Below are 24,839 nucleotides of genomic sequence, written 5' to 3'. Positions count from 1 at the left end.
GGTACGGGGGCCGTGCTGCGGGCTGGCGTGGGGGCCGACGTGGGGGCGGGGTCCGGGTGACGGGAACGCGCCGGGACGGCGGGTCGTCGCGGACTGGGAGCAGAGAAGCGGGACGGCATGACGTGGACAGGCGCAAGAGGCGCCGGACAGTGGCTGAGGTCCACAACTGTCTGCTTCCTGGCTCCGCGCAGGCAGCCCTCGCTGGGGTGGGCTGAAGAGGGACTCCGGGTCCCCCATGTGAACAGCGCGATTGAAGTCCACACGGAGGTCTTGTGTTTGCAGCCCGATTTGCCCCAAGTCGGTCATGGCACAACAATCCCCGCCATGCTTCAGCCAAATGGAATTGCCCACGTCGGGCTTCGTGTTGCAGACCTCACCCGCGTCTCCAACTTTTATGAGCGACAGGTCGGTCTCCAGGCACTCGAGAAGCACGAGGGGTGTCACATCTTCAGCATTGGCGGCGGAGCGCTCCTCGAGATCTGGTCCGGCGGCTCTGCCTCCACCACAAAGAAGACGCCCGCGCAGCAATCCAGCAGTTTTTCCTTCGCCGTGGACCGACTGGAGCCCGCCATGGCGGCGCTTCTTCAGCAGGGCGTTCAGCCCTGCGGCGAAATCGGGGACTATCTGGGCACCCGCTGGGTCCATTACCTGGACCCGGAAGGGAACCAATTCGGTGTGGTCGACAGAAACGGCACCAGATAGCGGCCCAAGACGCCCATGGCAGCTGAGGTGGGTGTCCTGGGCGCGCACTCCATGCGAAACGGCGTCCGGTCAAATGGTGCGACGAATGGCCCGAACACCTCCACCGCCTTCGTCTTCATGGCCTTGAGCGTCATGAGAAGCTCGATGAGCTTGCTACCCTAAGGCGGCAGCCTCATCTGTAGAGCGCCAAGCCCAGGCGGAGCTGCGAGCGCCCAACAACTGCCAGCAAGACCAGCGCCACGGCCATCAACAAGCTTGCAGGGAACACCGCGTACATCTCCGTTGCTGAGCGTGAAGCTCGGCAAATTTGAGTCTCAAGCTTGGACAGACCAAGACTTGAGATATATCGTAGATGTATCTCAACGAGCCTGAATGCCATGATGTTCAGCAAGCATTTTTCTCTTGGTCTCCCCGGGCGCCACCGTGGCGCGATGGATGCTGGCCACGGGCAAGTCCCGACCCGGCATGGTCTGCCCGGTGGCCGTCCGGGGGGGCGGGGTCATCACGCGGGCGGCGGGGGTCGGCCGCCATGGCGGCGGGCCGGGCGACGGCTCGGGCCGTGGCGGGCGAATGTTCGAGCACGGGGCCATCAAGCTCCTGGCGCTGGGCCTGGTGGCCGAGCGCCCCTGCTATGGCTATGAATTGATCAAGCACATCGAGGCGCTGGTGGGGGGGGACTACAGCCCAAGCCCGGGCGTGATCTACCCCACGCTGACCTACCTCGTCGACATGGGCTGGGCCACCATTCAGGACGGGGAGGGCGGTCGCAAGCAGTACACGATCACGTCGGCGGGCTTGGCTCAACTGGCCCAGCAGGGCGAGGAACTGCAGGGTCTAAAGGAGCGGTTGCAGCAGGGCCGGGAACGCATGGTCGCGCGCCGCTCGCCGGACATTGAGCGCGCCATGGGCAACCTCAAAGCCGTCTTGCACCAACGGTTCGCCGACGGCCAGGTCAGCCCGGAGCTGACCCGCCGCATCGCGGCCCTCATTGACGATGCCGCCTCGACCATTCAGCAACTGGAGGCTAAAGCATGAAGCAGCATCGCTACCGCATCACGGCGGAGCATCTGACCCTGCCAGACGGTACGTCACCCGGCCGGAGCGAAGTCATGCTGCAACACTGCGGCCATCCGCTGTTTGCCGACTTCGCCCCGCATTTCAAAACCTTCATGCAACAACTCAAGCTGGGCCCGAGCGCCCGGGAGAACACCTGATGAATCGTCGTGATTTCAACCTCAGCCTGCTGGCCGGCGTGGCCGTCAGCGCGGCACCTACCGCCCATGCCGCGAGCACGACGCAAGATGCCCTGCGCCCAGACTTGACGCGCTACACCACCCAGGAGGTCAAGGTGGGTGAGCACACCATCCGGGTGCGTGCCTACGAGGGTCTGCCGACGGTGGCCAAGGCTGTTGAGCCTGACTATCAGGCGCTGAATCTCTACATTCCGGAGGCCTACTTCCAGGGCGGCAGTGTGGGCGGCTTCACGGCCCGCACCGCGCCGATCTTCCTGCCCAACGGCGTGGGTGGCTACATGCCCGCCAAGCCGGGCGGCTTGATCAACCGCATGCCTGGGCCACCGGGCCAGACGCCAGCACCGAGCGCCAGTGCCGTGGCCTTGACGCGCGGCTTCGTGGTGGCCGCGCCGGGCGCGCGAGGTCGCACCCTGCAGGCGGCCGATGGCCGCTGGACCGGCAAGGCGCCGGCAGCCATCGTGGACCTGAAGGCGGCGGTGCGCTGGCTGCGGCACAACGCCGACCGTCTGCCCGGCAACACCGATCGCATCGTCTCTAATGGCACCAGCGCCGGGGGCGCGTTGTCGGCCCTGCTGGGCGCCAGCGGCAACCACCCGGATTACGAGGCGGACCTGCGCGCGCTCGGCGCGGCGCCCACCCGGGATGACATCTTTGCCGTTTCCGCCTTCTGCCCCATCACCAACCTCGCCCATGCGGACGAGGCTTACGAGTGGCAGTTCGAGGGCTTGCGAGAGTTCCGCAACATCGCCATCTCCATGCTGGATTTCAGGGTCCAGCGCAAAGAGGTGGTTGGCCAGCTGAGCGATGCCCAGGTGGCCCTCTCCGGCGAGATGCGCCAGGCTTTTGTGGCTTATGTCAACGCTCTGGGCCTGAAGGCACCGGATGGCAGCCCGCTCACGCTGGAGACCAATGGCCAGGGGCGCTTGCGCGAGCACATTGCCGGGCTGTTGCAGGCCTCCGCCCAGCAGGTCCTGGATGGCGGCCGGGACTTGTCCGACGTCTCCTGGCTCCAGGTTCAGGGCGGGCGTGTGCGGTCGGTGGACTTCAGTGCTTACGCCCGGACAGTGGGCCGCATGAAGGCCCAACCCGCCTTTGACGGCTTCTCTCTGGAGACGGGCGAGAACCAGCTCTTTGGCGATGCGAGCATCGACAAGCGCCACTTCACGGACTACTCGCTGCGCCACTCCACGGTCAGCGGCGCCGCGCGGGCGGATGCCGGCACGGTGAAGTCCATGGACGCGATGCAGCAACTGCTGGATGCGCGGGCCAAGGTCTCATCGCACTGGCGTATCCGCCATGGCAGCGTGGACCGCGACACCTCGCTCGCGGTGCCGACCTTGCTGGCCGCCGCCGCCCGGCAACGCGGTGCCGCTGTCGACCTGGCCCTGCCCTGGGGGCGGCCCCACAGTGGCGATTACGACCTGGAAGCCTTGTTTGACTGGGCCGAAGCAGCCGTTCGCCAGTCCGCATGAAACCGATGTCCAGCGCGATGAAATCACCGGATCAACAGAACACCCACACCTCGTCAGCCTCAGCGTCGGGCACCCGGAGATGGCTCGCAGGGGCTGCCATGGCGTGCGTGGCTGCAGGGCTGTCCTCGACCAGCTTGGCTGCTTCCAGCATGCCAGACAGTGCAGGTGGCACGCTGCTGCGCGCGGTGGTGCTCAATATGGGCCAGGAAGCCGCACGCATCACGGATGGCCGCTACGACCGCTACTTCAAGCAAGGCTCGGCATCGGCGGGCGTTGCCGCGGTGATCGCGGCCGGCAGATTCAGCATCAATGGTCTGCCGATTCCGGCCTCTGAAGCCGACTTCCGGCAGCGCACCCCCGACGGCTACCAGGTGAACCAGATCAACTGGCTGAGCCATGACCCTGCAACGGGGCATTGGAAGGCCGGCTTTCGAGCGCAGAAGACGGCCGCCAGCTATGACGCTGCCGCCTTGGAGGTCGCCACGGGCATCGTGGCCGGCCTGGAGGTCCGCCTGTACGACACCGATGGCGACCGGTTTGCCGACACCATCGAGGCCGATTACAAGGAGGGCGTCCAGGTGCAGGACATCATCCGGCACGCGGACGGTGCGGTGTGCGTTCTGCGCGGTGAGGTCGACACCGCCCGGCGCATGGCCGAAGAGGGGCGTGTTTTTGACGGTCAGCGCTTTACGGCTACGTCGGGCGAGCGCATTGCCACGACCAACTTCGATCCGCAAATCAAGCCAGGGGATGTGGCCTTGTTCTGGTGGGGGCCGTCAGGATGGGTGATGCAGCGGGCCCGTGAGGTGCACGGTGTGTTTGTGGATGGCAGCGACCACCAGTCCTACACCATCGATCGCACGGCCTATCAGGACGCGATGCGCTTCTCTCGGGACAACCTGTTCATCTCCAACCGCCCGGGCGAGTTCGTGAATGCGCAGAAGTTCTTCGGCCTGAATGGCAACACCGAGGGTCTGAAGGTCAGCCTGTGGCTGGTGCCCACCACCGACCCGATGTCATCGGGTGCGCCGGTGGGCATGACCAGCGGGCCCAATGCCCGGCGCTTCCTGTCGCAGGCCCTGGTGCAGGCTCGGCGGTGGCTGTCGGAGGTCTCTCCCAGCACCGACGGGACGGATGTGTCCACCACGCAGCGTTGGGTGGCACCGACCCTTCATGCGCAACTACGTCAAGCCATCGCGCGGGCGCAGGCGACCATGGACGCGGAGGTCAGCACGAACAGCCAGTTGGATTACCAGGTCTACCTGCTGTATCTGACGCTCCACGGCAGTGCGGACGACATCGGCGCGAAGTTCGGCGGCTATCGCCAGCCCGGATTCATTCCGGCAGCGAGCGCAGGACTGCTGCGCGCTGCGGGCTCCTGACAGCGCGTTCGGATGGCGGGGGGCCTCGCGGCCACCGCCCATCGGGGCGAGTCCTATGGCGACCCCAGTCAAAAAGCCAGTTGTCGTTTGGAGGCTGGGCGCGGTGTCGACACAGCTCGGCCCAGCTCTGTCATCTCAAATGTGCTGGACGAACTTCCTCATATCAATTTGATTGATGTGCAGGATAAGGCGTCGCGATTGGATTTATTTTTGGCTCGAGCCGACCATCTCGGTTGTGCTGTTGCGAATGACCCGCGTCAGATCGGCGCTTGCTCCCGCCGATGGGAGCGCGTGCATCCGTCCGCCACAGCGAACCAAGGAGTCTGTCCATGACCATGAACGCCATCATCTGGCCCGAGGGCTATGTCCCCGGCTTTACCGAGAATTTCGCTTCCAACGAAATCATCGTCGCTGGCCTGAGCGCCGCTGACGTGTGGCCGCTACTGGCCCAGCCGGCCCACTGGCCGACCTACTACGCCAACTCGGCCAACGTGCGCTTCCACGACGGCAAGGGCCCGCAGCTCGCCGACGGCGACCGCTTCTACTTCGAGACCTTCGGCTTCCCCGTCGAGGCGCTGTGCAATGAATACGTCGCGCCGGCTGCCGGCCAGCCCGGCCGTCTGGCCTGGCATGGCTGGGCGGGCGAAGTCGGCACTGCCGAGCGCCTGGACGTGCATCACGCCTGGCTGGTGGAAGACCTGGACGGTGGCCGGGTGCGCGTCCTGACCCAGGAAACCCAAAAGGGTGAGCCGGCCGCCGCGCTGCATGCCGCCAAGCCCAATCCCATGATCAACGGCCACCAGGACTGGCTGGACGGCCTGGTCGCTGCCGCCCGTGCTGCCAAGAAGGGTGCGCAATGAAGGCGATGGTGGTGCGTGCGCCGGGCGGCCTGGATCGCCTGGAATTGCGTGAGCTGGCCGATCCGGGTCAGCCGGGGCCGGGCCAGATTCGGGTGGCGGTGCATGCCACCTCGCTCAATTTCCATGACCTGCTGGTGGCCAATGGCAGCATCCCGGCCGACGATGGCCGCGTGCTGATGTCGGACGCTGCTGGCGTGGTCGAGGCCGTGGGTGCCGACGTGACCGAGTTCCAGGTCGGTGACTCGGTGGTGTCCTGCTTCTTCCCGCAGTGGCTGGACGGTCTGCCCTTCCATGACGTGGGCCATTTCCGTCGCACGCCGGGGGACGGTGTGGACGGGTTTGCCACCGAGGTGGCGGTGCGCCCGGCGACCGACTTCACCAAGGCGCCGCGTGGCTGGAGCCATGCGGAAGCCGCCACCCTCACCACCGCCGGGCTGACCGCCTGGCGTGCGCTGGTGGTGGACGGTGGGCTCAAGGCTGGCTCAACCGTGCTGGTGCTGGGCACTGGTGGTGTCTCCATCGCTGCGCTACAGATTGCCAAAGCCATGGGCGCCCGTGTCATCCTGACCTCGTCGTCCGACGAGAAGCTGGCGCGTGCCCGTGCGCTGGGTGCGGATGAAGTCATCAACTACCGCAGCGAGCCGGCCTGGGGCCAGCGGGTGCTGGAGCTGACCGGCGGTGTTGGTGTGGACCATGTGGTGGAAATCGGCGGCCCCGGCACGCTGGCGCAATCCATCCAGGCCGTGCGGGTGGGCGGACACATCGCGCTGATCGGCGTGCTGACCGGCCGCCAGGGTGAGGTGCCGACCTCGGTGCTGATGGCCAAGCAGGCCCGCCTGCAAGGCCTCATCGTGGGCAGCCGCCGTGACCAGCAGGACTATGTCGCTGCGCTGGAGCAGGGCGATATCCGTCCGGTCATTGATCGCAGCTTCCCGTTGGAGCAACTGGCTCAGGCCTTCCGCTTCCAGGAGAGCGCCGGGCACTTTGGCAAATTGGTCGTCGAATGGTGAATCACCCCATGAAACACGCTACAAAACTCATCTCCGGCCTGTTGGCAGGTTTGACCGCACTGCTGCTGACCGCCTGTGTGGCCCCTCACCCTGCGCAGCCGAACACGACCAAGGACCTGCAAAGCGCCATCCTGTGGCCCGAAGGCTATGTGCCTGGCACGACGGACAACTTCGTGACCAACGAGGTGATCGTGGCCGGCCTCAGCGCTGCAGATGTCTGGCCGCTGCTGGCGGATGCAACTCGCTGGCCCAGCTACTACGCCAACTCGGCCGATGTGCGTTTCTATGATGGCAAGGGTCCGGTGCTGGCGCAGGGCGACCGCTTCTTCTTCAAGACCTTTGGCTTCCCGGTGGAGGCGCAGGTCACCGAGTACGTGCCACCGGGCAAGGGCCGACCGGGACGGGTGGCGTGGCACGGCTGGGCCGGCGAGCCCGGCACACCACAGCGGCTGGACGTGATCCACGCCTGGCTGGTGGAGGATTTGCCAGGTGGCCGGGTACGCATCCTGACGCAGGAGAGTCAAAAAGGTGAGCCGGCCAAGGCCCTGGCCAGCAGCAAGCCCAACATCATGATCAATGGCCACCAAGACTGGCTGACCGGGCTGGTGGCTGCAGCGCGCAAAGCTGGGCCCCGATCCACGGCATCCCGCCCTCTTCAATGAGCTGCTGATCTGAACGCAGGGACCTCTCGAGGTCCCTGTTTCATATCCATGCTCCCACCTGCGTTTCCATCACATCACGCGCTGCGCCGGACCCACGGGCCATGCACGCCCCTACAACGGCAACGCCGTCGTATGTTTCACCTCCTCCATCACCGCATAGGTGCGGGTCTCCCGCACCCCCGGAAGGGTCCAGATCGACGTGCCGATGAACTCGCGGTAGGCCGCCATGTCGGACACCCGCGTCTTGAGCAGATAGTCAAACCCACCCGCTACCAGATGGCATTCCAGGATCTCCGGGCGTGACTGCACCGCCGCCCGGAAGTTGTCCATCACGTCATGCACCGTCCGGTCCAGCAGGATCTCGATGAACACCAGCATCGACGCCCCCAGCTTGGCCGGATTCAGCCGCGCCTCATAGCCCAGGATGTAGCCCTCCCGGGTCAGGCGCTTCACCCGTTCCAGCACCGCCGTCGCCGACAGATGCACCTCCTCGGCCAGCTTCAGGTTGCTGATGCGGCCATCCTGCTGCAGGACGCGCAGAATGCGCAGGTCAATCTTGTCCAGGTCGTTGGGCGGGTTCATGGTGGATAAATGTCGGGGAAGCGGGCGTGGAACCGAATTTAATCCAGTCCGAGCCTGCCTACAGTAGCGCCACTCACTAATCTGCCCGAGTCTCGCTCCCGAGAGGACCTCTCATGACCGCCTTTGCCCTGCCGCCGGAAGTCTCACGCCTGCCGGACCCTTACCGCGATGAACTGCCGCTGGTCCACGCCCTGGCCGCCGAGTTGCAGCAGCTTCCGTGGTCCTCGGTGATCGATCAGGCGCGCCCCTGGGTGCATCAGGTTCGCAACAACCCGGCTCCGTTCTGGGCGATGGAGTCGCTGCTGCGTGAATATCCCATCACCAGCGCCGAGGGCCTGGCCCTGATGCGTCTGGCCGAAGCGCTGCTGCGGGTGCCGGACGCCGAGACCGCCATCGCGCTCACCGCCGACCAGCTTGGCCGGGCGGACTTCGACGGCAGCTCCGAAGGTCCTCACAAGATGCTGGCCGGTCTGGCGGCCAGCGCCATCTCGCTGTCCAAGAAGTTCCTGCCGGATGCCGAATCCGATCGCGGGCTGTTCAAGCGTCTCGGCGCCCAGACGGTGGTGGCCGCCACCGTGCGCGCCATCCAGCTGCTGGGTCGCCAGTTCGTGCTGGGCCGCAACATCCAGGAGGCCATGGCGGAAGCCGACGCCGCCCGCAAGGTGCAGCGCCAACTGCGCTTCTCCTACGACATGCTGGGTGAAGGCGCCCGCACCGAACGGGATGCCGAGCGCTATCAGGCGTCCTATCTGGCGGCCATTGCCGCCATCGCCAGTGGCCGCCGTGCCGAGTCGCCGGAAGGCAGCGACGGCATCTCCATCAAGCTCTCGGCCCTGTTCTCCCGTTATGAAGTGCTGCAACGCGAGCGGGTCTACGCCGAGCTGCTGCCGCGGGTCTGGCAACTGGTGGAAAAGGCCGCCCAGGCCAATATCAACCTGACCATCGATGCTGAAGAGGTCGACCGGCTGGAACTGTCGCTGGAACTGCTGGACGCCCTGGCCGCCCGCATCGCCAGCCATTTCCCCGATTGGCGCGGCTTCGGCCTGGCCGTCCAGGCCTACCAGACCCGCGCCCGTGCCGTGGTCGACGAGGTCGCCGCCATCGCTCGCAAGCACGGGCTGCGCTTCATGGTCCGTCTGGTCAAGGGCGCCTATTGGGACGGCGAGATCAAGCGGGCGCAGGAGCAGGGCCTGCCCACTTACCCGGTCTTCACCCACAAACCGCACACCGATGTCTCCTACCTGGCCTGCGCCCACGCGCTGCTGGCGCATCACGACGTCATCTATCCCCAATTCGCCAGCCACAACGCCGGCACCATTGCCGCCATCCTCCAGATGGCCCGTGCCCTCGGCGCGAAATTCGAGATGCAGCGCCTGCACGGCATGGGCGAGGGTGTGTACCGTGAGGTCCTGAAGGACGGCAGCATCCCGTGCCGCGTGTATGCCCCGGTGGGTGAGCATCGCGACCTGCTGGCCTATCTGGTGCGTCGTCTGCTGGAAAACGGCGCCAACTCCTCGTTTGTGCATCAGCTGGCCGACCCGCAGGTGGCCCCGGAAGATCTGCTGGCCTCGCCGCTCACCCTGATCCAACCGCGTTCCAGCCTGCCCCGGCCGCTTGACCTGTACCGGGACGATACCGGCCGTGGCCGCGAGAATTCCTCCGGTCTGGACCTGGCCGTTCCTCAGCATCGCCAGCCGCTGCTGGATGCGCTGGCGGGCTGCGAAGTGCCTGCCATGGCGGAGGCCACCGAAGCCGACGTGGATGCGGCCATGGAACGCCTGAAGGGCGGGTTCCCCGCCTGGAATGCCACGCCGGTGTCCCAGCGCGCGGCTGTGTTGCGCCGGGCGGCCGACGCCCTGCAAGCCGCCTTGCCGGCCTATTGCGCGCTGCTGGTCAAGGAGGCGCACAAGAGTTTTGGGGATGCCATCTCCGAAGTGCGCGAAGCCATCGACTTCATGCGCTACTACGCCGATGAAGCCGAGCGCCTTGTGGCTGAGGGTGTGGCGCTTAACGGACGTGGGGTCTTTGTCTGCATCTCTCCGTGGAACTTCCCGCTGGCCATCTTCGCTGGCCAGGTGGTGGCCGCGCTGGCCGCAGGCAACGCGGTGGCGGCCAAGCCGGCTGAACAGACACCGGTGGTGGCCCGTGAATGCGTGGCGCTGCTGCATGCCGCCGGGGTGCCGGCCGATGCGCTGGCGCTGTTGCACGGCCAGGGCGAGACGGTGGGCGCGCGTCTGGTCGCTTCAGCAACAACGGCGGGTGTCTGTTTCACCGGCTCGACCCAGGTAGCGCAGATCATTAACCGCCAACTGGCGTCCAAGCCCGGGGCCGGCACTGTCCCGCTGATCGCGGAAACCGGAGGCCTGAACGCGATGATCGTCGACTCCACCGCGCTGCCGGAGCAGGTGATCGACGCCGTGGTGCAGTCCGCCTTCCGCAGTGCCGGCCAGCGCTGCTCCGCCTTGCGACTGCTGGCGGTGCATGAAGCGGTGGCCGACGGTGTGATTGAGATGCTGCGTGGTGCCGTGCGGGAACTGCGGGTGGGGCACAGTGCCAATCTGGCCACCGATGTCGGCCCTCTGATCGACCAGGACGCCTTCCAGGCGATTTCCAGCGATGTGCAGCGCCTCAAGCGCGAGGCCCGCGTGATCGCTGAAGCCTCGGTGGCCGACGGCGGTGCCCGCCTGCTGCCGCCAATCGCCGTGGAACTGGGGGGCATCCAGGAACTGAAGAAGGAAATCTTCGGTCCGGTGCTGCATGTGGTGCGTTGGAGCGGCGATGTGGAGGGCGTGGTCCGCCAGATCAATGCGCTGGGGTATGGGCTCACGCTGGGCATCCAGACGCGCATCGACAGCCGTGCCCTGCGCCTGGCCTCGGAGGCGCGCATCGGCAACGTCTATGTGAACCGCAACATCATCGGTGCAGTGGTGGGCGTGCAGCCGTTTGGCGGCGAAGGCATGTCGGGCACCGGTCCCAAGGCCGGTGGCCCGCACTACCTGATGCGTTTCACCGCGCCGGTGGTGGCCTCGCCGGTGGTGGAGGATGCGCCAGCACTGGCCACCCCCTCGGCCGGAGCGGATCTGGAAGCACTGTTCCAGGCGCATGACAGCTGGGCGGCGCGCCCGCTGGAGCAGCGTGTGGCGGCGCTTGAGCGCGCCGCAGCAGGCCAGGGGCCGGAAGTGGCCAATGCCTGGCGCGACATCGCCCGCCATGCGCGCACAGCGCTGGCCAACCAGACGCTGCCCGGCCCAACCGGCGAAAGCAATGAACTGCGCCTGCATGGCGCGGCGTGTTGGCGGTCGTGGCCCAGGGCCAGTCGCCGGTGGAGCTGGCCCGCTCGCTGGCAGCGGCACTGGTGGCCGGCAATGCGGTGGCCGTGGTGGGCGAGGGTGATGTTGCCCGCGAAGTCCGCGACGCGCTGCTGCGCGGCGGTGTGGCCGCAGGCACGGTGGTGCTGATGCCGGCGGATCAGTTGGGGGCCGTGCTGCATGCGGCCCGCCTGGCCGGTGTGGTGGCGCCTGCGACCCTGCTGGCGCCGGTGCAGCGGGCGCTGGCGGGCCGTGATGGGGCGATCCTGCCGGTGATCCCGGCGGCCGAAGCCGGTCAGCCGCGGCAGCTCTATCGCTTTGCCGCCGAGCAGACCTTGACCATCAATACCGCAGCGGCGGGCGGCAATGCGGCCCTGCTGGCAGGCGTGCACTGAGCGCGCATCGGCCCGGGCCCGCCGTAAGGCGCAGCCAGCCCGGGCGTGCCGCCACCCAGACCTGGCCGCGCTGAAGCGTCCAGGTCTGGCGCCAGGCCAGGGGTCCCCCCGCTGCGGCGATTCCGTCAGCAGCGCCTGGCCGTGATGCAGGTGCAGCACCGCCCCTTGTGGCAACCAGAGCAGCTGGTCCTGGGCGGGTAGCAAGCGCAGGCACTGCACCGAGGGCAGTGATGTTGGCGCCATGGGGCGGCCGACGCCGGTATGGAACCAATGGCGCCACCAGGTGAAGGGTTGCAGCAGCAGGGCGGTGGCTCGCATTCGAAATCTCGGTGTCGTTGAAAGATGCGAGCCAGTGTCGGCACCGGCCCCAACACCGAACAGGCACAGCGTCGCCTGTTGTTGTTGATAACAGCGCCATCGGCTGCGCTGTTCTGCATCGATTCAGCCGGGCCTGTTACGGCCGCCGGTCACGCGGTCGACGCAGAATGTCCGCATGAACCTCGGCACCGCTCCCAAGCTCCCCGGCGAGATCAGCGGCTCCACCTCTGCGCCGCCCTTGTATGCGCAAGTGGCGTCGCACGACCGCCATGCCATCCAGAGCGGCACGATGGTGCCGGGCAGCCGCATGCCGTCGGTGCGCGCGCTGATGGGGCTGCACCGGGTGAGCCTCACCACGGCGCTGCAGGCGCGGCCAATGTCCCGGACGATGGACCGAGCCTCCTGACGGCTACACTGCCGGCCATGAGTTCCTGCATCGCATTCATCGGTGGTGGCAACATGGCCAGCGCCATTCTGGGCGGCCTGCGCCGCGCGGGTCATCCGGCCGAGGATCTGCTGGTGGTGGAGCCCATGGCCGCCCAGCGGGACCGCCTCCGTGCCGAGTTCGGTGTCTCCGCCCTGCCGGTGGCCGATGCCTCGTTGGCACGCGCCCGCACCGTGGTCTGGGCGGTCAAGCCGCAGCTCTTCCAGGAAGCCGCCTCGCCGGTCGCGCCCCATGTGGCAGGGGCCTTGCAGCTGTCCATCATGGCGGGGCTGCGCAGCGATGCAATTGCCGCCGCCACCGCAGGGGCGCGTGTGGTGCGCGGCATGCCCAACACACCCGCCCTGATCGGCGCGGGCATCACCGGCCTGTTTGCCGGGCCCGGCGTGTCCGAAGCGGACCGTGCCGTGGTGGACGAGCTGCTGCGGCCCACGGGCCGCACCGTGTGGGTCGGGAAGGAATCCGACCTGGACACCGTCACCGCGCTGTCGGGCTCCGGTCCGGCCTATTTCTTTTATCTCGTGGAACACATGGTGGCGGCTGCTCAGTCGCTGGGCCTGGACGAGGCCCAGGCGCGTGAGCTGGCCTTGTCCACCTGTGCAGGCGCTGCGGCGCTGGCCCTGCAGGCCGGTGAACCGCCAGCACAGTTGCGGGAGAAGGTGACGTCCAAGGGCGGCACCACCCATGCGGCCATCTCCTTGCTGGAGGCGGAGGGCGTGGGCGAGTCGGTGCGGCGCGCCGTCCTGGCGGCCCATCGTCGAGCCCAGGAGCTGGGGGACGAATTCGGTCGCGCCTCGGGAACCGCTTGACGTTCGCTCAGGATGGGGCTGGCTGACCGTTGGGGCCTGCGCGCGTGGCTGCGCGCACCGGGCTCCCTGAGTAAGCGTCTGGCCGCCACCGGCATCCGGTTTGAGGTGCAGGTGCTGCGTCAGTGCGTGGCACCGCTGCGGCCGCAGGAGCGGGCCGCACTCGGCCTGCCCCGGCGCGGCTGCACGGTGGTGCGTGAGGTGCTGTTGCGGGTGGATGGCCTGCCGCTGGTGTGGGCCCGGTCGGCGGTGCATGCGGCGGCGCTGGCAGGCCCCTGGAAAGCGGTGAAGGGCCTGGGCAGCCGTCCGTTGGGGCATCTGCTGTATGAAGATCCCCGCATCCACCGCAGTGAACTCCAGCCGCGTCGTGTCACGCGTCACGGTCCTACACGGCGACAGATGCAGCGACAGTGGCTGGCGGCGGTCGGGGAACCGGCCCCAGCGCAGATGCAGTGGTCGCGCAATTCGGTGTTCACCCGTCATGGCATGCAGCTGCGGGTGATGGAGCTGTTTGTGCCGGAGGTGGCGAAGCGCTCGCCAGGGCCGCTACGGCTCAAGCGTCGGCGCTGAACCATGGGCGCTGAACCCTTGGCGCTGAATGCTGGCGTGGAGCCATCCGTCACCCAGCCACGGTCAGACGCCCCAGGACTTTGGTCTGACCCCGCTCACCAGGCGCCAGTACCAGGCCTTCGCCGGACGACACATTCCCGTCCGCCAGCGCTCCCAGCACAAACATGTGGGTCACCCAGACCTCGAACTGTCCGGGCCGCTGCGCCGCCTCGGCCAGCGCCTGCTGCAGCTGGGCGAGTGAGGCGGCATTGGTGGCCTCGGTGCCAATGACAGGTGAGCCCAGGGCGGCCCAGGGTTCGGCGCTGCCAAAGGCCAGCTCGGCGGTATCCACGCAGCGGCACCAGGGGCTGGTACGCACCCGGGAAGGACGCAGTTGCCGGGCCCGCAGGTGCTCGCCCAGCCGCCGCGCTTGCGAACGGCCCTCCTCGTTGAGATTGCGTTGGGTGCTGCAATCTCCCAGCCGGAAGTTCGGTGGGTCGTAGGTGCCGGGAGCGCGTGCATGGCGAAGCGCCAGCACGACGCCGCCGCGTCGCAGCAGGGCCAGGACCTCTTGATCCCCGCTGGCCTCAGCGGCCCGGACGGAGCGGAAGGTCAGCGGAAGGGCCAATAGTCCCAGACAGGTGGATCGACGGTCCATGGAGGGCTCCGTTGGGTCGGTGGCGGGATGATGCCGCTTCCGCATCAGCCGTGTGGGCGCCTGCCCAGTCACCCCACCCTGCGCTGGGGAGACGCGCCGGGAGATCGTGCTGACGCCGCCGGAGCGGGCGGCCCCGCTGGCACGGGCAGATGGGCTGTAACGCTCACATCGGCGTGCGCTCTTCGTCCGCCGGCATGCCTACACTGCGGGCGTGCCGGTCCACCACCGGCCCCGAGTTCTCGTTGTGCTGACCATGACTTTGCGGCCCCTGGCCGACGATCCCGATGGACATCGATCCCGAAGAGCTGATTGAAAACGCCCGGCAGGTGAATGACCTGCCCCTGGAGCCGGAGAAACCACGATCTCGGCTGAATGCCACGGTGGCCGTGACGGTGGCGATCCTGGCCACCTTCATGGGCATCTGCAAGGTGAAGGACGACAACATCGTTCAGGCCATGCAGCAGGCCGAGGCGGACCGCATCGACCACTGGGCCTTCTACCAGGCCCGCAACATGCGGGAAGAAGTGGCCCGCTCGACGCTGGTGCAGCTGGAACTGCAGGCGTTGTCGGCGCCTGCGCCGGCGGCCGAGGGTTACCAGAAAGCCATCGACCATTACCGGGCGCTGGCGGAGGAGCAGAAAGTCAAGAAGGAAGAGCTTCGCCAGCAGGCCCAGGCGGACCAGCAGACCTATGACGCGCTCAACTACCGGGATGACCAGTTCGACCTGTCGGACGCGCTGCTGGCGATTGCCATCGCCATGCTGGCCATCACCGCCCTGACGCAGCTGTGGCTGCTGTATGCGGCGGCGCTGGTGCCCACGGCCTTGGGCGTGATGATGGGTGTGGCGGGGTTGGCCGGGTGGGGGCTGCACCCGGACGCCATCGTCCGGTTACTGTCCTGACGCCATCGTCCGGTTATTGTCCTGACGCCACCGCCACCGCCACCGCCACTGCCATCGACCGCAGCTGCCCTGCCACCGGTCCGGCCGCCAGGCGCAATGGCAGGCCGCCGCTCATTCAGGCTCAGCGCAGGCTCAGATCAAGCACGGTGCCGACGAAGATCGCCAGTCCGACCCAGTGGTTCTCGCGGAAGGCGCGGAAGCAACCCTCGCGGCTGCGGTCCTTGATGAGCCGGTAATGCCAGACCACCTGGGCGGCGGCGACGGCCAGGCCGGCGAGGTACCAATGGCCCATGCCCAGCTGCAGCCCCAGGGCCGCCCACAAGGCCAGGAAGACCCCATAGAAGCCCATCACGCCGATCACATCGAAGCGGCCCAAGGTGAGGGCGGAGGTCTGGATGCCGATGCGGATGTCATCGTCCCGGTCCACCATGGCGTATTCCGTGTCGTAGGCCAGCACCCAGAAGAGATTGCCCAGCAGCAGTCCCCAGGCGGCCAGTGGCACGGATGCCTGCACGGCTTCCAGCGACCATTCACGCCCGCCCAGCACGGCGGAAAACGCCATCGGGATGCCGAACGAAAACGCCACGCCCAGGACCGCCTGTGGCATCGACACCCAGCGCTTGGTGAACGGATAGAGGATGGTGACGGCCAGCGCGGCGAAGGACAACAGGATGGTCGGCGCATTGGTGGTGAGCACCAGCCCGAACGCCACGAGCGACAGGACTCCCGCCAGCGTCAGCGCCTGCTTGACCGTGATCAACCCTGTGGTGACGGGGCGCTGGGCGGTGCGTTTGACATGCTTGTCGAAGTCGCGGTCGGCCACGTCGTTCACAGCGCAGCCGGCGCTGCGCATGAGGAAGGTTCCGAGCACAAAGACCGCCAGCAGATGCCACCCCGGCCATCCATCGGCCGCCATCCACAGGGCGGCCAAGGTGGGCCATAGCAGCAGATAGGTGCCCGCCGGCCGGTCCCAGCGGATCAGGTTGAGATAGAGCGACAGCCGCGAGGGCAGGGCCGGGGAAGGAGCGGGGGCATTCATGGCGCCATTGTCGTTGTTGCGCTGCCGCTCTGCTGAGGCCAGCTTGCGACGGAGCTCCGAGGTGGAGACGTCGTAGAGCGGACAGAGGTGCCAGCCTCCCATGCTCGCGTCCCGGAGACAGCCGTGATGGCGCAAGTGATCGTCGTCATTGCTGACGGAGATGTTGTCGCGGTTCCCTAGGAGAAAGACTCGGGGTTTTGCAGAGCTTTCCTGGGAGATTCGTCCGCCTCATCTCCGATGCGTGCTGATGGCGCAGGGTCAACAGCGTTCCTACGCTGATGGACATCAGCTCCTCCCATCGGGCGTCCATGCTCCTGCGGATCGGTCAACTGCTTGCAGGCGATGGGCCGGTGGGGTCAGGCGTCAGGAGCTGAAATCAGCGCATCGGAAAGCAGCTTCCCTGAGGACAGACATGAGCATTCAAGCGCCAGCCCCGAAGCAGCATGAGCCTTCGCCCCTGTCTCACGAGCACGAGCCAGCGCTGGGAATCGCGTCCCAAGGGGTGCTCCGCCTTGGGGCGTTGCAAGACTTGGTGGACCGGTCTCCGCGCATGCTCGCGCAGCGGCAGGTGGTTCAGGGTGTCCACCAGCGTCGCATCGACTATGTGGGCGCCAGTCTGGAGAGCCGGCCTCGCCACGCGGATGTGAAGCCAAGGGTGCGAGCGGCGTTTCAGCGTATCAAGACCCGTCTTGCCAAGGAAGATCAGCAAGCGTTTGAGTCTGCGTTTGGAGAGGACCCCGACAACCTGTCGCTGGGGCACCGGCTGATTGAACTGGCGCACGACGCCACAGAGCATGGCGAGGTGGACCTGGACAATGACCAGCACGTGATGGCCTTGTTCCATGAAGTGATGGCGCTGGAGCGGCACAGCCTGGATGCGTACGACTTCAGTACTGAACTGGCCAAGGAATTCGGCCGCCTTGGCAGTGTTGCCTTGTCGGCGCCGGATTTGAGCCCCCCGGTGAACCCGGGCGAACACACGCAGTTGGTCAAGGCGGTGGGTGGTGCCTTCAATGAGATGTGGGTGCGCGACGCCGTGCGGTCCGTGGGTTTGCGGCCCCAAGGCAAGAGCGAGACGGCGCGGGGTGGGGACACACCGGTCGCGCTGGACAATCTGGAACACCTGAAGAAGGTCTACACGGCGCTGGTGAGAAAGCAGCGGGAGTCGTCAACCAAGGACGGGCCGGGCGCCTCAGCCACCTGGCGCGAGCGCATCTGGGACACGGTCTATCTGGGCGCGGGGCCGGCAGTGGCCTACCACATGGTGGCCAACCGGCTGGGAAGCGACCCGCTGCAGACCCTGGTGATCGGGCGTGTTCAGCCCTGGGAACCGGGCTCCAGGAATGATCGCGCCTTCAAGTCGGTGAACCACCCATTGGGTTGGATCAGCCCCAAGCGGGGCCGGGCGGACGACCCGGAAAGCTTCGCCGACACCGGAGACTTTTCTGTAGAGGTGGCCCAGGTGTTGAAGGCCCATAGCGTGCTGCAGATCGATACGGACATCCGCAGTGGCGGCGTCCGCAAGGCCGAAGCGGGCCAGGCATATTACGAGGTCGAGACCGGCCGGGGGACTTTCCGGGCGCGGCACCTGGTCTCTGCCTTGGGGATTGGCAAGCACAAGCCGCCGCTCGACGCGGCTGACTTCGAGAGTCGGCAGGCCAGCGGAGGCAACGTCCGCGTGCTGGACATGGACGAGTTCCACCGTCAACTGGGCAAGCCGGACTCCGAATTGAACAGGGTCAGGAGCCAACGCGGGGCCGATTTCAGCATCGTTCTGGCAGGGCCCAACGCCGGGGTGGATGTGGCCTACAGCGCCACGAAGGCAGACATCAAGGTGACCTGGTTCGCGGCAAGCCAACCTGCCTGGGTCGAGGGCTTCGCGAACTTCAAGATCAGGACCAGCAACTTGACTGTGGTGCTGGCCTACTTTGGTGATTACCAACGTCGGACGGGCGTGGGGGTGACTGAGGGGGTGACGGTGACCGCTGGAAAAGACCGGTACACCGAGAAGGTGGCCGATATCCTGACGCAAGCCGGCGTGCAGCGTGTGCTCAAGGCTTCCGACGCACCCGACTCAACGTTTGACTACCTCGTGTACGCCGTCGGCCCCGATGAATCGGCGTCGGGGGCGCTGGATGCTGGGCTGAAGGCGGCGCTGGAAAACAAGGATGCTGACATTCCGGATGCGGACCATCGATTTACGCAGCCAGCGTCCATTGGGGGCACTGAGGAGCAGCAGAGAACACGGGAAGAGGTGCAACTCGCTGCAGGGCCCGTGAAGGAAAAGCTTGAAGCTGCACTGGAGCGCTGGTATGGCAGGGAACGGATCGAACGCGAGCCCGAGGTGGTCGCCAAGGCAATTGAGGCCATTGCGGTGGCGCTTGACGGGCTGGAGCCTTTGGCGGCACTGCAGCCGTCCGCCACCCTGAATCTGAGACTACGAGGGGACGACGGTACCAGCCTGGAAGTGATTGGCGCGCAGGCCGCCCGTGTGACCGGCAAGGAGAAGGCGATGGCGCCTGTCATATCGTCACTGGGCCCCACCGTCGTGGGCAACGATCAATTGACACCGAGCCGCAGCCGTGCCGAAGCTTCCGCAGGGGTGCTGCCGGCCTACCTGGGCAAGGCGACTGGTGGTGTTGATCTGGCGACCGATGATCAGGTGGCCATTGCCGCCTTTGTCGCCATGGCGTTCGATCTTCCTCCGCTGCTCGCCGACTATGTGACGCGCCGCATCATTGAGGATCGTGTGGGCACGGCGCCCAAGGCGACCCTGGGCGACTCGACAGGACTGCGTCCCAAAGATGGCGATCCGGCATCGTTCGGCCGCGCGTTCCGGGAAAAATGGATAGCCCTGCTGAAGCAGCTGGAAGCGCTGACGCAATAGAGCGAAGGAAGGTCTGCATCACTCCGGGCCCATCCCATAGTGATCTCGGCGCCGAGTTCGACCAAGAACATGGAGGGCGAGCGCGACCCGGAGATGAAGCAGTCCAAGAAGGGCAACAACGATGACTTCGGCCTGAAGGCGCATATCGGCGTGGATATGACCTCGGGGCTGGTGCACACGGTGGTGGCGACGTCGGGCAATGTCGCCGATATCCACGTGGCCGCAGCGCTGCTGCACGGCGATGAAGAGCTTGCGTTCGGCGACGCGGGCGACCAAGGCATTCCCAAGCGCCCCGAAACAGCAGGCCCGACGTGGCATGTGGCCATGCGTCCAGGCAAGCGACGGCAGCTCAACCCGTTCATCGAGCCGGACTTCATCGCCGAGCGGGCCGAGAAGATGAAGGCCAGCATCCGGGCCACGGTGGAACATCCCTGCCGGGTACCCAAGCGACAGTTCGGCTTCACCAAAGTGCGATACCGCCGGCTGTTCAAGAACCCCTGTCAGATCGTCACGCTGTTCGCGCTGTCCAATGTGTGGACGGCGCGAAGGCCGCTGATGGAAATGCGGGGATGAGTGCGCCGGAAGAAGGGTTGAGAGCGTCCAGCAGGTTGATCGACGGATCCGTTGATCGCGCCCGAGCTCACGGCGTGCTCAGCGCAAGCTGCCGAACGGGTTATGCAGAGCTTCCTGCATGATCGAATTAACGTACCTCTGCAGCGGACCGACGCCAACGCTCCCACAGCGCACCGGCTTCGCCCACCAGCCCCCGGCGGAAGGCCAGTACGCAGACGATGAAGATCAGCCCGGTCACCAGGCTGACCGATTCCCCCAGCCCGGCAAACCATTGGATGCCGGTGACCTCGGCCAGCCATTGGCCCAGGTCGCCGATCTTGTTTTCCAGGGCAATGATCAGCAGCGCGCCGATGATCGGCCCCACCATCGTGCCCATGCCACCCACCAGCGTCATCAGAATGACCATGCCCGAGGTCGTCCACAGCGCATCGGTGAGCGTGGCAAATCCGAGCACCAGGGTCTTGGTAGCGCCTGCCAACCCGGCCAGCGCCGCCGACAGCACAAAGGCCAGCAGCTTGAACCGGTCGGTGTCATAACCCAGCGAGATCGCCCGCGCTTCGTTCTCACGGATCGACGTCAGCACCTGGCCAAAGGGCGAGTGCACCGTCCGGTAGATCAGCCAGAAGGCCAGCGCAAAGATGGCCAGGACCAGATAGAACAGCGTGGTGTCATTCTCCAGCGGCAGCCCCAGCAGGGAGCCGCGCGGCACCGATTGCAGACCGTCTTCCCCCCCGGTGAACGAGGCCTGCAGAAAGAAGAAGAACAGCATCTGCGCCAGGGCCAGCGTGATCATTGAAAAGTAGATGCCCGAGCGTCGGATCGCCAGCAGCCCGAACACCAGCCCCGCCACCGCCGCCATCGCCGTGCCGAACGCAATGCCCAGCAGCGGTGGAAAGCCCCACACTTTCAGCGCGTGTCCGGCCGCATAGGCCGCCGTTCCCAAAAAAGCCGCATGGCCGAAGCTCAGCAGCCCGGTGAAGCCAATCAGCAGATTGAAGGCGCAGGCGAAAAGCGCGTAACACATCACCTTCATCGCGAAGATGGGATACACGCCCAGCCAGGGCAGCAACGCCACCGCCGCCACCAACGCCACATAGCCCGAAGTCTTTTTATCCATGGCCCGCCGTGTCCTGGTTGGGGTTTACTTCTCTTTGCCGAACAGGCCTGCCGGTCGCACCAGCAGCACCAGCGCCATCACCACGAACACCACCGTGTTGGAGGCCTCCGGATAAAACACCTTGGTCAGGCCTTCCACGATGCCCAGGCCCAGGCCGGTGAGGATGGACCCCAGGATGGACCCCATGCCGCCAATCACCACCACCGCAAACACCACGATGATGAGGTTGGACCCCATCAGCGAATTCACCTGCAGGATGGGCGCAGCCAGCACGCCGGCAAAGGCGGCCAGCGCCACCCCGCCGGCATAGGTGAGCGTGACCATGCGGGGCACGTTGACCCCGAAGGCCTGCACCAGCCGCGGGTTCTCGGTGCCCGCCCGGAGCGTCGCGCCCAGCGATGTCTTCTCGATGAGCGCCCACACCCCCAGGCAGACCACCAGCGAGGCCACCACCACCCACGCGCGGTAGTTGGGCAGGATCATGAAGCCCAGATTGGTGGCACCGGCCAGGGCATCCGGCACCGCATAGGGCTGGCCGGACACACCGTAGAACGACCGGAACACACCCTCGATGACCAGCGTGATGCCGAAGGTCAGCAGCAGGCCGTAGAGATGGTCCAGCTTGTACAGCCACTTCAGCAGCAGCCGCTCGATCACCAGCCCGAACACCCCCACCACCAAGGGCGACAGCACCAGCATCACCCAATAGTTGATGCCCAGATACTCCAGCCCCATCCACGCCAGGAACGCCCCCATCATGTAGAGCGCGCCGTGCGCGAAGTTGATGATGTTGAGCATGCCGAAGATCACGGCCAGCCCCAGCGACAACATCGCATAGAACGAGCCATTCACAAGCCCGAGCAGCAACTGGCCCAGCAAGGCGGGCAGGGGAACGCCAAAGATGTCAGTCATTGCACGGACCTGTGAGCTGCGACCTTATTTCTTCACCAGCGGGCACTTCGAATCGGCCAGCTTGGTGAAGGCCTCTTCGCCAGGAATGCGGGTGACCACCTTGAAATAGTCCCAAGGTTCGGTGGACTCCTTGGCGGACTTCACCTGCAGCAGGAACATGTCGTGCACGCCGCGGCCGTCCTCCTTGCGGATGCTGCCCTTGGTGTAGAAGTCATTGATGGGCGTGGCCTTCATCTGGGCCACCACCTTGTCGCCGTCATCCGTCTTGGCCGCTTCCACCGCCTTGAGGTAGTGCATGGTGGCGGAATAGTCCGCCGCCTGCAGCGACGAGGGCATGCGCTTCATCTTCTCGAAGAAACGACGGCTCCAGGCGCGGGCCTCGGGGCTCTGGTTCCAATACCAGCTGTCGGTGAGGTACATGCCTTCGGTGGTCTTGAGCCCCAGCGAATGCACATCGTTGATGAACATCAGCAGGCCGGCCAGCTTCATCGTCTTGGTGATGCCGAACTCGTTGGCCGCCTTCACCGCATTGATGGTGTCGCCGCCCGCATTGGCCAAGCCCAGGATCTGGGCCTTGGAGCTCTGCGCCTGCAGCAGGAACGAGGAGAAGTCGCTGGCATTGAGCGGATGCTTGACGCTGCCCAGCACCTGGCCGCCGGACTTGGCCACCACGGCGGAGGTGTCGGCCTGCAGCGAGGTGCCGAACGCGTAGTCGGCCGTCAGGAAGTACCAGGTCTTGCCGCCGGATTTCGTGACCGCAGCCCCGGTGCCGTTGGCCAGCGCCACCGTGTCGTAGGCATAGTGGATGGTGAAGGGCGTGCATTCCTCATTGGTCAGGCGCGAGGTCCCGGCACCGATGGAAATGAAGGGCTTCTTCTTCTCCGCGGCCACCTTGGCCATGGCCAGGCTGGTGCCGGAGTTGGTGCCCCCGATCAGCAGGTCCAGCCCCTGGGTGTCGAACCATTCGCGGGCCTTGGAGGCAGCCACATCGGCCTTGTTCTGGTGGTCAGCGAAGACGAATTCGATCTTCTTGCCGGCCACCATGCCCTTTGCATCGGCGATGGCCATCTTCACCGCTTCGACGCCCCCGGCCCCATCGATGTCGGCATACACGCTGGACATGTCGGTGATGATGCCGATCTTGACGACATCCCCCGAGATCTGGGCCTGCGCGCCGCCGACGGCACCCGCCAGCAGCAGTGCCGCCGCCAGCGGTTGGAGGGAGGCTTGTTTCCGGACTTCCATGCTTGTCTCCTGGTTCTCGGCCTTGTGGGAGGTGGCCTGTTGGGGATGGGAATCACACACTCAGCAACTGGTCGAGCAGGGCCCGCTTGGCCTCCAGCTCGGCCGCCGGGAAGGACTCAACGACCTGCCCGTGCTCCATCACGACAAAGTGGTCCGCCAGCGGTGCAGCGAACCTGAAGTTCTGTTCCACCATGACGATGGTGAAGCCCTGGGCCTTCAGGGCGCGGATCATGCGCGCCAGGGCCTGGACGATGACGGGGGCCAGGCCCTCGGAGATTTCGTCCAGCAGCAGGATGTCGGCGCCGGTGCGCAGGATGCGGGCCACCGCCAGCATCTGCTGCTCGCCGCCGGACAGCCGGGTGCCGGGGCTGTGCCGCCGTTCCGCCAGGTTGGGGAACATGGCGTAGATCTCCTGCTCGGACATCTGCTTGCCGCGCCCGCCCTTGAGCGGTGGCGGCAGTCGCAGGTTTTCCTCGGTGCTGAGCGAGGCAAAGATGCCGCGCTCTTCCGGGCAGTAGCCCAGGCCGAGCCGCGCCACCCGGTGGGTGGGCAGATGCACGCATTCCTGCCCATGCACCTTGATGGAGCCGCTGCGGCGGTCGGTCAGGCCCATGATGGCCCGCAGGGTGGTGGTGCGGCCGGCGCCATTGCGGCCCAGCAGCGTCAAGACCTGGCCCTGCGGAACGGCGAGGTTCACCCCGTGAAGGATGTGGCTCTCCCCATACCAGGCCTGCAGCCCCTGGATCTCCAGCGCCGGGGCGGTCATCCGTGGGCTCCCTGCAGCTCGGTGCTGTCGGTGCCCATATAGGCCTCCAGCACGGCCGGATGGCGGGAGACGGTGGCGTAGTCGCCTTCGGCCAGCACGGCGCCGCGGGCCAGCACGGTGATGCGGTCCGCGATGCTGCTGATCACCTTCATGTTGTGCTCCACCATCAGCACGGTGCGGCCTTCGGCCACCCGCTTGATCAGCGCGGTGACACGGTCCACATCCTCGTGGCCCATGCCCTGGGTGGGTTCGTCCAGCAGCATCAGCTCGGGCTCCATGGCCATGGTGGTGGCAATCTCCAGCGCGCGCTTGCGGCCGTAGGGCAGGTCGGCGGCGCGCAGGCCGGCGGCATCGCGCAGATCCACCAGTTCCAGGAGCGCCAGCGCGCGGTCATCCAGGGCGCGCAGGGCGGTCATGCCGCGCCAGAAGTGGTAGCTCTTGCCGGTGAATCGTTGCAACCCGATGCGCACGTTCTCCAGCACGGTGAGGTGGGGGAAGACGGCCGAGATCTGGAAGGACCGGATGACCCCGCGGCGCGCGATCTGAGCGGGCTTCTCGCGGGTGATGTCGGTGCCGTTGAAGAGGATGGCGCCCCGGGTGGGGGTGAGGAACTTGGTGAGCAGATTGAAGCAGGTGGTCTTGCCAGCCCCATTGGGGCCGATGAGGGCATGGATATGCCCCCGCTGTACCTGCAGGTCCACGGAGTCCACGGCGGTGAAGCCTTTGAACTCCTTGGTCAGTTTGCGTGTCTCCAGGATGAGTGTGCTCATCGGCGCAAGGGCGGGCACCGGTGTCCGGTGCCTCTGTAGTGGAGTGGGGAATTTAGGGTGCGGCCCGCCGCAGCGGCGAGCGTAAAACCCTTTACGTAGCATTGCGCAAGGGCTAACCCTTGGATGGAACTCACCGCCAAAGGAGAGGCACTTGAGTGCACCAGAAGGCATAGCGCGCCGCATGTGGCTATGCTCCGCGCCCATCCCTCGCAACATCCCGATCAGGAGC

23 protein-coding genes and 2 pseudogenes are annotated in these 24,839 nt (G+C 66.3%); 16 read left to right on the top strand and 9 right to left on the bottom strand.

Going from position 1 to position 24,839, the window contains the following annotated elements:
- Positions 1 to 237 precede the first annotated feature (237 nt).
- From OU995_RS04765 to OU995_RS04730, 8 genes are all read left to right on the top strand, one after another.
- Positions 238 to 702, top strand: a complete 465-nt coding sequence (locus OU995_RS04765; protein WP_267834351.1) for a VOC family protein — start codon at positions 238 to 240, stop codon at positions 700 to 702.
- Between the two features lie 402 nt (positions 703 to 1,104).
- Positions 1,105 to 1,737, top strand: coding sequence for a PadR family transcriptional regulator (locus OU995_RS04760; protein WP_267834350.1), 633 nt, complete (start codon positions 1,105 to 1,107; stop codon positions 1,735 to 1,737).
- Positions 1,734 to 1,916, top strand: a complete 183-nt coding sequence (locus OU995_RS04755; RefSeq protein WP_267834349.1) for a DUF3861 family protein — start codon at positions 1,734 to 1,736, stop codon at positions 1,914 to 1,916. Before OU995_RS04760 ends, OU995_RS04755 begins: the two co-directional genes overlap by 4 nt.
- Positions 1,916 to 3,427, top strand: a complete 1,512-nt coding sequence (locus tag OU995_RS04750; protein WP_267834347.1) for a subtype B tannase — start codon at positions 1,916 to 1,918, stop codon at positions 3,425 to 3,427. Before OU995_RS04755 ends, OU995_RS04750 begins: the two co-directional genes overlap by 1 nt.
- A gap of 149 nt (positions 3,428 to 3,576) precedes the next feature.
- On the top strand, positions 3,577 to 4,809 hold the full coding sequence (locus OU995_RS04745; protein WP_267834345.1) for a hypothetical protein: 1,233 nt from the start codon (positions 3,577 to 3,579) through the stop codon (positions 4,807 to 4,809).
- Positions 4,810 to 5,132: 323 nt separating this feature from the next.
- The gene (locus OU995_RS04740; protein WP_267836179.1) at positions 5,133 to 5,669 is read left to right on the top strand and encodes an SRPBCC domain-containing protein; all 537 of its coding nucleotides are present in this window, start codon (positions 5,133 to 5,135) and stop codon (positions 5,667 to 5,669) included.
- Positions 5,666 to 6,679 (top strand): zinc-dependent alcohol dehydrogenase family protein, encoded by a 1,014-nt coding sequence (locus OU995_RS04735; protein WP_267834344.1) that lies wholly within the window; start codon positions 5,666 to 5,668, stop codon positions 6,677 to 6,679. Before OU995_RS04740 ends, OU995_RS04735 begins: the two co-directional genes overlap by 4 nt.
- Before the next feature lie 8 nt (positions 6,680 to 6,687).
- Entirely contained in the window at positions 6,688 to 7,341 is a 654-nt protein-coding gene (locus OU995_RS04730; protein WP_267834343.1) for an SRPBCC domain-containing protein, read from the top strand.
- A 111-nt stretch (positions 7,342 to 7,452) separates the two neighbouring features.
- Here OU995_RS04730 and OU995_RS04725 read toward each other — a convergent pair whose 3' ends face one another.
- Positions 7,453 to 7,923: an Lrp/AsnC ligand binding domain-containing protein gene (locus tag OU995_RS04725; protein ID WP_267834341.1), complete on the bottom strand. Its 471-nt coding sequence runs from the start codon at positions 7,921 to 7,923 to the stop codon at positions 7,453 to 7,455.
- Positions 7,924 to 8,036: 113 nt separating this feature from the next.
- Between OU995_RS04725 and OU995_RS04720 the strand changes: the two genes are divergently transcribed.
- The 5 genes and pseudogenes from OU995_RS04720 to OU995_RS04700 all read left to right on the top strand — a co-directional run bounded on the left by OU995_RS04720 (position 8,037) and on the right by OU995_RS04700 (position 13,762).
- Complete coding sequence (locus tag OU995_RS04720; RefSeq protein ID WP_267834340.1) at positions 8,037 to 11,381, top strand: L-glutamate gamma-semialdehyde dehydrogenase; 3,345 nt, start codon at positions 8,037 to 8,039, stop codon at positions 11,379 to 11,381.
- Positions 11,279 to 11,626 carry a hypothetical protein gene (locus OU995_RS04715; RefSeq protein WP_267834339.1) on the top strand — a complete coding sequence of 116 codons (348 nt, stop codon included), beginning with the start codon at positions 11,279 to 11,281 and terminating at the stop codon, positions 11,624 to 11,626. Before OU995_RS04720 ends, OU995_RS04715 begins: the two co-directional genes overlap by 103 nt.
- 493 nt (positions 11,627 to 12,119) lie before the next feature.
- Positions 12,120 to 12,314 (top strand): annotated as a pseudogene (locus tag OU995_RS04710) (hypothetical protein); the annotation flags it as partial.
- A gap of 53 nt (positions 12,315 to 12,367) precedes the next feature.
- Positions 12,368 to 13,195 (top strand): pyrroline-5-carboxylate reductase, encoded by an 828-nt coding sequence (proC, locus tag OU995_RS04705; protein WP_267834337.1) that lies wholly within the window; start codon positions 12,368 to 12,370, stop codon positions 13,193 to 13,195.
- 12 nt (positions 13,196 to 13,207) lie between these two features.
- Positions 13,208 to 13,762, top strand: coding sequence for a chorismate--pyruvate lyase family protein (locus tag OU995_RS04700; RefSeq protein ID WP_267834335.1), 555 nt, complete (start codon positions 13,208 to 13,210; stop codon positions 13,760 to 13,762).
- Between the two features lie 49 nt (positions 13,763 to 13,811).
- On the opposite strand, the gene OU995_RS04695 is transcribed toward OU995_RS04700, so the two are convergent.
- Positions 13,812 to 14,399: a histidine phosphatase family protein gene (locus tag OU995_RS04695; RefSeq protein ID WP_267834333.1), complete on the bottom strand. Its 588-nt coding sequence runs from the start codon at positions 14,397 to 14,399 to the stop codon at positions 13,812 to 13,814.
- A gap of 163 nt (positions 14,400 to 14,562) precedes the next feature.
- Positions 14,563 to 14,691 (bottom strand): hypothetical protein, encoded by a 129-nt coding sequence (locus tag OU995_RS04690; RefSeq protein WP_267834332.1) that lies wholly within the window; start codon positions 14,689 to 14,691, stop codon positions 14,563 to 14,565.
- On the opposite strand from OU995_RS04690, the gene OU995_RS04685 reads away from it, so the two are divergent.
- Complete coding sequence (locus tag OU995_RS04685; protein WP_267834330.1) at positions 14,684 to 15,301, top strand: DUF4337 domain-containing protein; 618 nt, start codon at positions 14,684 to 14,686, stop codon at positions 15,299 to 15,301. The genes OU995_RS04690 and OU995_RS04685 overlap by 8 nt on opposite strands.
- 121 nt (positions 15,302 to 15,422) lie before the next feature.
- On the opposite strand, the gene ubiA is transcribed toward OU995_RS04685, so the two are convergent.
- The gene (gene ubiA, locus OU995_RS04680) at positions 15,423 to 16,340 is read right to left on the bottom strand and encodes a 4-hydroxybenzoate octaprenyltransferase (RefSeq protein WP_267836178.1); all 918 of its coding nucleotides are present in this window, start codon (positions 16,338 to 16,340) and stop codon (positions 15,423 to 15,425) included.
- A gap of 412 nt (positions 16,341 to 16,752) precedes the next feature.
- Between ubiA and OU995_RS04675 the strand changes: the two genes are divergently transcribed.
- Positions 16,753 to 19,227: a hypothetical protein gene (locus OU995_RS04675; protein WP_267834328.1), complete on the top strand. Its 2,475-nt coding sequence runs from the start codon at positions 16,753 to 16,755 to the stop codon at positions 19,225 to 19,227.
- Positions 19,228 to 19,266: 39 nt separating this feature from the next.
- Positions 19,267 to 19,800 (top strand): annotated as a pseudogene (locus OU995_RS04670) (IS5 family transposase); the annotation flags it as partial.
- Positions 19,801 to 19,927: 127 nt separating this feature from the next.
- Here OU995_RS04670 and OU995_RS04665 read toward each other — a convergent pair.
- Genes OU995_RS04665 through OU995_RS04645 form a run of 5 tightly spaced genes read right to left on the bottom strand, consistent with a single transcriptional unit; the run spans position 19,928 to position 24,610 of the window.
- A complete protein-coding gene (locus OU995_RS04665) occupies positions 19,928 to 20,917 on the bottom strand; it encodes a branched-chain amino acid ABC transporter permease (RefSeq protein ID WP_267834327.1) in 990 nt (329 codons plus the stop codon).
- 24 nt (positions 20,918 to 20,941) lie between these two features.
- The gene (locus tag OU995_RS04660; RefSeq protein ID WP_267834325.1) at positions 20,942 to 21,829 is read right to left on the bottom strand and encodes a branched-chain amino acid ABC transporter permease; all 888 of its coding nucleotides are present in this window, start codon (positions 21,827 to 21,829) and stop codon (positions 20,942 to 20,944) included.
- A gap of 24 nt (positions 21,830 to 21,853) precedes the next feature.
- A complete protein-coding gene (locus OU995_RS04655; RefSeq protein WP_267834323.1) occupies positions 21,854 to 23,074 on the bottom strand; it encodes an ABC transporter substrate-binding protein in 1,221 nt (406 codons plus the stop codon).
- Between the two features lie 52 nt (positions 23,075 to 23,126).
- Positions 23,127 to 23,840 (bottom strand): ABC transporter ATP-binding protein, encoded by a 714-nt coding sequence (locus OU995_RS04650; RefSeq protein ID WP_267834322.1) that lies wholly within the window; start codon positions 23,838 to 23,840, stop codon positions 23,127 to 23,129.
- On the bottom strand, positions 23,837 to 24,610 hold the full coding sequence (locus tag OU995_RS04645) for an ABC transporter ATP-binding protein (RefSeq protein ID WP_267834321.1): 774 nt from the start codon (positions 24,608 to 24,610) through the stop codon (positions 23,837 to 23,839). The genes OU995_RS04650 and OU995_RS04645 overlap by 4 nt, the downstream gene beginning before the upstream one ends.
- Between the last annotated feature and the right edge of the window lie 229 nt (positions 24,611 to 24,839).

The sequence above is a fragment of the Roseateles sp. SL47 genome (assembly GCF_026625885.1).
Classification (GTDB): domain Bacteria; phylum Pseudomonadota; class Gammaproteobacteria; order Burkholderiales; family Burkholderiaceae_C; genus Roseateles.
This window is presented reverse-complemented; position numbering and strand designations above follow the sequence as displayed.

Excerpts from the sequence above, each read along its gene's own strand:
- OU995_RS04755 (WP_267834349.1), top strand. The coding sequence starts at position 1,734 with ATGAAGCAGCATCGCTACCGCATCACGGCGGAGCATCTGACCCTGCCA.
- OU995_RS04750 (WP_267834347.1), top strand. The coding sequence starts at position 1,916 with ATGAATCGTCGTGATTTCAACCTCAGCCTGCTGGCCGGCGTGGCCGTC.
- OU995_RS04745 (WP_267834345.1), top strand. The coding sequence starts at position 3,577 with ATGCCAGACAGTGCAGGTGGCACGCTGCTGCGCGCGGTGGTGCTCAAT.
- OU995_RS04735 (WP_267834344.1), top strand. The coding sequence starts at position 5,666 with ATGAAGGCGATGGTGGTGCGTGCGCCGGGCGGCCTGGATCGCCTGGAA.
- OU995_RS04730 (WP_267834343.1), top strand. The coding sequence starts at position 6,688 with ATGAAACACGCTACAAAACTCATCTCCGGCCTGTTGGCAGGTTTGACC.
- OU995_RS04725 (WP_267834341.1), bottom strand. The coding sequence starts at position 7,923 with ATGAACCCGCCCAACGACCTGGACAAGATTGACCTGCGCATTCTGCGC.
- OU995_RS04720 (WP_267834340.1), top strand. The coding sequence starts at position 8,037 with ATGACCGCCTTTGCCCTGCCGCCGGAAGTCTCACGCCTGCCGGACCCT.
- proC (WP_267834337.1), top strand. The coding sequence starts at position 12,368 with ATGAGTTCCTGCATCGCATTCATCGGTGGTGGCAACATGGCCAGCGCC.
- OU995_RS04700 (WP_267834335.1), top strand. The coding sequence starts at position 13,208 with ATGGGGCTGGCTGACCGTTGGGGCCTGCGCGCGTGGCTGCGCGCACCG.
- OU995_RS04695 (WP_267834333.1), bottom strand. The coding sequence starts at position 14,399 with ATGGACCGTCGATCCACCTGTCTGGGACTATTGGCCCTTCCGCTGACC.
- OU995_RS04685 (WP_267834330.1), top strand. The coding sequence starts at position 14,684 with ATGGACATCGATCCCGAAGAGCTGATTGAAAACGCCCGGCAGGTGAAT.
- OU995_RS04690 (WP_267834332.1), bottom strand. The coding sequence starts at position 14,691 with ATGTCCATCGGGATCGTCGGCCAGGGGCCGCAAAGTCATGGTCAGCAC.
- ubiA (WP_267836178.1), bottom strand. The coding sequence starts at position 16,340 with ATGAATGCCCCCGCTCCTTCCCCGGCCCTGCCCTCGCGGCTGTCGCTC.
- OU995_RS04675 (WP_267834328.1), top strand. The coding sequence starts at position 16,753 with ATGAGCATTCAAGCGCCAGCCCCGAAGCAGCATGAGCCTTCGCCCCTG.
- OU995_RS04665 (WP_267834327.1), bottom strand. The coding sequence starts at position 20,917 with ATGGATAAAAAGACTTCGGGCTATGTGGCGTTGGTGGCGGCGGTGGCG.
- OU995_RS04660 (WP_267834325.1), bottom strand. The coding sequence starts at position 21,829 with ATGACTGACATCTTTGGCGTTCCCCTGCCCGCCTTGCTGGGCCAGTTG.
- OU995_RS04655 (WP_267834323.1), bottom strand. The coding sequence starts at position 23,074 with ATGGAAGTCCGGAAACAAGCCTCCCTCCAACCGCTGGCGGCGGCACTG.
- OU995_RS04650 (WP_267834322.1), bottom strand. The coding sequence starts at position 23,840 with ATGACCGCCCCGGCGCTGGAGATCCAGGGGCTGCAGGCCTGGTATGGG.
- OU995_RS04645 (WP_267834321.1), bottom strand. The coding sequence starts at position 24,610 with ATGAGCACACTCATCCTGGAGACACGCAAACTGACCAAGGAGTTCAAA.